Raw genomic sequence first — 5,055 nt, 5'->3', positions numbered from 1 at the left:
GTGTGAGGAGTGGTTACCGTGGGGGTGTGTACCGGTTCCTCCTGACTTCGCGCTGGCTCGGCGGCACCGTCGTGGCCGTGGCGGCCGTGGCGGTGTGCCTGTGGCTGGGCTCCTGGCAGCTCGGCCGGTTCGAGGACCGGGTGTCCACGCACCAGGAGACCCAGCAGGCGGTCACCGCTTCGAGTGACGCCCGGCCGATCGACGCGCTGCTCAACCAGGCGACTCCGCAGGTGAGCACGGAGACCGTCGGCAGAACGGTCACGGTGACCGGCACCTACGACAGCGAGCACCAACTGCTCGTCCCCAACCGGGTGGTGGACGGCAAGCAGGGCTACTACGTGCTCACCCCGCTGCGCACCGCCGACGGTCACGCCGTCGCCGTGGTGCGCGGCTGGGCGGGCGGGGACCCGGCCGCCGCCGGGTCGCCGCCGGGCGGAGAGGTGACGGTGACCGGTCGCCTGCAGGCCAACGAGGCCGTGGGCAGCAACGGCGCGGTGGCGGGCGGTCTGCCGACCGGGCAGCTCGGCATGATCAACCGGGCGTCGCTGCTGAACGTGCTGGAGTACGACGGCTGGTACGACGGCTGGGTGGCCGCCGACGACGCGCCCGCCGGGCTGGCCCCGGTACCGACCGTGCAGCCCCAGGGCGGCGACGGGCTCACCCTGCGCGCGTTCCAGAACCTGGGCTACACCCTGGAGTGGTTCGTCTTCGCCGGGTTCGTCGTCTTCATGTGGTTCCGCCTGGTGCGCCGCGAGGCGGAGGCGGAGCAGGACCGGGCCCTCGGGCTGGACCCGGTCCTGGACTGACCGGCGTGTCCTGGTCCGACCCCGCTCTCAGCGCTTGGTCGGCAGGGCCGGTGCCGCTGTCGGCTTGACCGCCGGTGGGGGCGCTGTCGGTGTCGGCGCCGCCGGTGTCGGCGTCGGGAGCGGCTGCTGGGTCGGGGAGGACGAGCCGGTGGGCAGCGGCGTCGGGTCGCTGTGGCAGTGGCCGTTGCCGCTGCCGTTGCCGTTGTGGTCGTCGGAGTCGTAGTGGTCGATGTGGTGGTGCACGGTGCGACCGGTCTTCGACCCCTTGGAGCCCTTCGAGCCGGAGGAGCCCGAGGAACCCGAGGAGCCCGAGGAGCCGCCGGACCCCTTCGAACCCTTGGCGAGCTCGACGGTGCCGTCCGGGTCGGTCGACTCGTACGCCGCCGCCAGGACGGCCGTGCCCGCGACCCCGCCCGCGATCCCGCCCGCCCTCCCCGCGCCCGGTGCGCTCGCCCTGGTCGCCGTGGCGAGCGGCGTGGCACCGGCGGGCGGTACAGCACCGGTCGGTGGGACGGCGCCGGCGGGCGGTACGGCGCCGGTCGGCGGTGCGGTGGTGGTCGGCACGGCCGGCTTGGGCGCGACGACCGAGGAGCTCGGCACCGGCGGGCCGGCCGGGGGCGGGCAGGAGGCGACCTCCGGCCGCGACCCCGAGCAGCCGCTGAGCACCAGGGCCCCGGCCACCGCCACCCCCGCGAGCAGCAGCAGACGTCTCACGCCGCCCCTCCGTCTGCGTCGCTCCCGGCCGCGCCCAGGTGCCGCCGGACGAACTCGATCTCCAGTCGCAGCTGCTTGATCCGCTCCTCCACCACCAGCGAGCCGTGCCCGGCGTCGTAGCGGTACACCTCGTGCGGCTTGCCGAGCTGCTCCAGCCGCTCGACGTAGTTGTCGATCTGCCGGATCGGGCAGCGCGGGTCGTTGACCCCGGCGCTGATGTATACCGGCACCCGCACCTGCTCGACGTAGGTCAGCGGTGAGGAGGCGGTGAAACGCTCCGGCACCTCCTGCGGGGTGCCGCCGAAGAGCGTGCGGTCCAGCGACTTGAGCGCCTCCATCTCGTCGGCGTACGCGGTGTGGTAGTCCGCGACCGGCACGGCGGCGACACCGAGGGCCCAGCTGTCGGGCTGGACGCCGAGGCCGAGCAGGGTCAGGTAGCCGCCCCAGCTGCCGCCGGTGAGCACCAGCCGGGCCGGGTCGGCGAGGCCGCTGTCGACGGCCCAGGCGCGGACCGCCGCGATGTCCTCCAGCTCGATCAGGCCGACCCGCTCGTGCAGCGCGTCCGTCCAGGCCTGGCCGTAGCCGGTCGAACCGCGGTAGTTGACCCGGACCACCGCGAAGCCGTGGTCCAGCCAGGCGGCCGGACCGGCGGCGAAGGAGTCGCTGTCGTGGTGGGTCGGGCCGCCGTGGATCTCGAACACGGTCGGGTACGGGCCCGGGGCGGCCGTCGACGGCCGCTGCACCAGGGCGTGCACCCGCCCGCCGGGCCCGTCCACCCAGACGTCCTCGACCGGCACCGAACCGGGCGGCACCGCGCCGGGCGCCCGCAGCACGACCGTACCGGCGGTGGAACGGACGGCGGAGGGCTCGGCGGCGGAGGACCACAGGTACTCGACGGTGCCGTCCGGACGGGCGGTGGCGCCGCCGACGGTGCCGCGCGGGGTGTCCAGGCGGGTCAGCCGGCCGTCGGCGAGCCCGTACGAGAACAGCTCGCTGCGGGCCTCGTACTCGTGCTCCACCAGCAGCTCACCGGCGCCGGGGCGCCACTGCGCGGAGACGTCGCCGGGCAGTTCGCGGCCCTGCTCGTCGCGCAGCGGGAGAGCGGTCTCGGCGCCCGTGGCGACGTCCCAGATCATCGGCTCCCAGCGGCCGGTGCGCTGGTGGGCGACCAGCAGCCGGGTGTCGCCCTCGACCGGCGCGAAGCCCAGGCAGGCGACGCCGCGCGGCTCGTCCCGGCCGGTGACCTCGTCCAGCTCGGCGACGGTCTCGACACCGCCGTCCCCGGTGACGCGGACGACCCGGATCGCGGAGTGCATCGCGTCGCCGTGCTCGGTGTGGTCGATGGCGAGCAGGGTGCTGTCGTGGCTGAGGTCGCCGATGCCGCCGTACTCCTCGTGCCGGTAGATCTCGACCGGCTCGGCGCTGCCGGGGCGGCGCAGGTGCAGGGTGGTGCCGTCCTCGTCGGTGGAGCGGCCGACGACCACGGTGCCGTCGCGGCCGAGGGCCAGGCCGGCCGAGTAGGAAGCGGCGAGGCCGGGCACGGCCTCCTCGTCGGGGCCGCCCGCGAACGGCTGGCGGCGCCAGACGCCGAACTCGTCACCGTCGTGGTCGTCGAACCACCAGACCCAGTCGCCGTCGGGGGACAGCTCGGCGTCGGTGGTGCCGTTCGGACGGTCGGTCACCCGGCGGTGGGCGCCGGTGGCGCGGTCCCAGGCGTAGACCTCGTAGGTGCCGGTCGCGTTGGACACGTACAACGCCCGGTCGGGGGCGTCCTCGGCCCAGTCGGGCAGGGACACCCGGGCCGCCCTGAACCGCTGCTCCCACGCCGGTACGGCGCTCTTCTCCTCGCTCATCCGACCATCCAACCCGATCGGGGGGAGGGAAGGGAACGGGCGGGTGGGCTTCGGCCACCCGCCCCGCGTGCCGGGATCCCGCCACGGCCGCTCCGGGGCGTGCGGGGACCGGCCCCCGGGCGGCGTTCCCAGCCGCAGGAACCGGACCAGGCCCACGGGCACCGGCGCCAGCGACGCCAGGGCGAGGACGCTGCGGCCTACCGCGGCGGTCGGGCCGCCGGCGCCGCAGTGGACCAGGCCGATCAGCGCGATCCCGAGCGCCGGCCACCGGACACTGCCGTCCGCGGCGCCGTACGCGGTGAGGGCCAGTCCGGCGCCGAGGGGCGGGCGCGGTAGGGGCGGCCCGCCCCTCGGGCGGCGTGGCGGCCTGCGGCTCAGGTGCCCGGCACGCGGTTTGTGGCTCAGGCGCCCGGCACGCGGTCGAGGAAGCCGTACACCGCGCCGATCCGGCCGTCCGGGGTGGCCGCCAGCACGTCGAAGCCGATCACCACCGGCTCCGCGCCGGCCGGGCCCAGGTTCCAGGTGAAGCGGGCGATGTCGTGGTGGGCGTCGACCGGCCCGAGGGTGAACTCCAGCCCCGGGAACTGGGCCTGGGCGGCGCCGATCAGCGCGTCGACGGAGTCCCGGCCGGTGACGGCGGCCAGCGGGTCGGTGTAGCGGCCGTCCTCGGCCCACACCTCGTCGACCAGCTTGCGGCGGGCCGCCGGGTCGGTCTCGTTCCACACCGCGAGGTAGCGCTCGGCGAGCTGCTGGAGGGCGGCGGTGGTGATCTCGGTCATCGTCATCTCCCGTGTTCCGGTGGGTGGTTGGCCGGGCCGTTCCCGGTGCTCACCACGGTACGGACGGGCGGCGGGCGGCGAATCCGTCACGTATGGGCATGGGGGTACGTAGCCTCCGCCGGGGTGGGCGGGGGCGCGCGGCGGTGTGCCGGTACCGGTGTCGGTAGTGGCGTCGCTGCCGGTGTCGACGGCGGTGCGGGCCCGGGTGGGTAGGGTCGGGGCATGCTGTACGGGAGGGAAAGCGAACAGGCCGCCGTGGACGGCCTGTTGGACGCGGCGCGGGCCGGCCGCAGCGGGGTGCTGCTGTTCCGGGGCGAGGCCGGCATCGGCAAGACCGCGCTGCTGGACGACGCGGTGGCGCGGGCGGGGGAGTCGTTCCGGGTGATCCGGGCGGCCGGCGTCGAGTACGAGGCCGAGCTGCCGTACGCCGGGCTGAGCCTGCTGCTCGCACCCGGCCTGGACCGGCTGGACGCCCTGCCCGGGCCGCAACGGCGGGCGCTGGAGGCGGCGTTCGGGCTCTCCGACGAGGGCCGGCCGGGCGGCCGCGGGGTGGACGGCGTTCCGGTCGCCGATGGCCCGGCAGCCGATGGCTCGGTCGCCGGTGGCCCGGCCGCCGCTGAAGGGCGCGCCGACCGGCTGCTCGCCGGGCTCGCCACGCTCGGTCTGCTCGCCGACCTCGCCGCCGACCAGCCCCTGCTGTGCGTCATGGACGACGTGCAGTGGCTGGACCGGGCCTCACTGGACGCGCTGCTGCTGGCCGCCCGGCGCCTCCAGGCCGAGGGGGTGGCTCTGCTGCTCGCCGCCCGCGCCGGTGGTGGGCCCCGGGGCCCCCCCCGCGCCGGGGGGGGGGCGCGGGGGCGGGGATGGGTAGTGCACACCGCTGTAATACACGGACACGGAGTG

Annotated in this window: 5 protein-coding genes; 2 read left to right on the top strand and 3 right to left on the bottom strand. The window is 75.8% G+C overall.

Annotated elements, in window-relative coordinates:
• Positions 1-806, top strand: an 806-nt coding sequence (locus tag ACIQOV_RS27060; RefSeq protein ID WP_401052783.1) for an SURF1 family protein, incomplete at its 5' end; no start/stop codon positions are given.
• A gap of 27 nt (positions 807-833) precedes the next feature.
• Here ACIQOV_RS27060 and ACIQOV_RS27055 read toward each other — a convergent pair.
• The 3 genes from ACIQOV_RS27055 to ACIQOV_RS27045 all read right to left on the bottom strand — a co-directional run bounded on the left by ACIQOV_RS27055 (position 834) and on the right by ACIQOV_RS27045 (position 4,152).
• Positions 834-1,520, bottom strand: a complete 687-nt coding sequence (locus ACIQOV_RS27055) for a hypothetical protein (RefSeq protein WP_401052780.1) — start codon at positions 1,518-1,520, stop codon at positions 834-836.
• Positions 1,517-3,373 carry a prolyl oligopeptidase family serine peptidase gene (locus tag ACIQOV_RS27050; RefSeq protein WP_359905675.1) on the bottom strand — a complete coding sequence of 619 codons (1,857 nt, stop codon included), beginning with the start codon at positions 3,371-3,373 and terminating at the stop codon, positions 1,517-1,519. The genes ACIQOV_RS27055 and ACIQOV_RS27050 overlap by 4 nt, the downstream gene beginning before the upstream one ends.
• A gap of 401 nt (positions 3,374-3,774) precedes the next feature.
• The gene (locus tag ACIQOV_RS27045) at positions 3,775-4,152 is read right to left on the bottom strand and encodes a nuclear transport factor 2 family protein (protein ID WP_401052776.1); all 378 of its coding nucleotides are present in this window, start codon (positions 4,150-4,152) and stop codon (positions 3,775-3,777) included.
• A gap of 222 nt (positions 4,153-4,374) precedes the next feature.
• Between ACIQOV_RS27045 and ACIQOV_RS27040 the strand changes: the two genes are divergently transcribed.
• A partial coding sequence (locus ACIQOV_RS27040) for an AAA family ATPase (RefSeq protein ID WP_401052773.1) occupies positions 4,375-5,055 on the top strand: 681 nt, incomplete at its 3' end.

The organism is Kitasatospora sp. NPDC091257 (genome assembly GCF_044757675.1).
Lineage (GTDB): Bacteria > Actinomycetota > Actinomycetes > Streptomycetales > Streptomycetaceae > Kitasatospora > Kitasatospora lactacystinica.
Note: the sequence above shows the minus strand (reverse complement) of the source record. Positions and strands in the feature narration are given on the sequence as shown.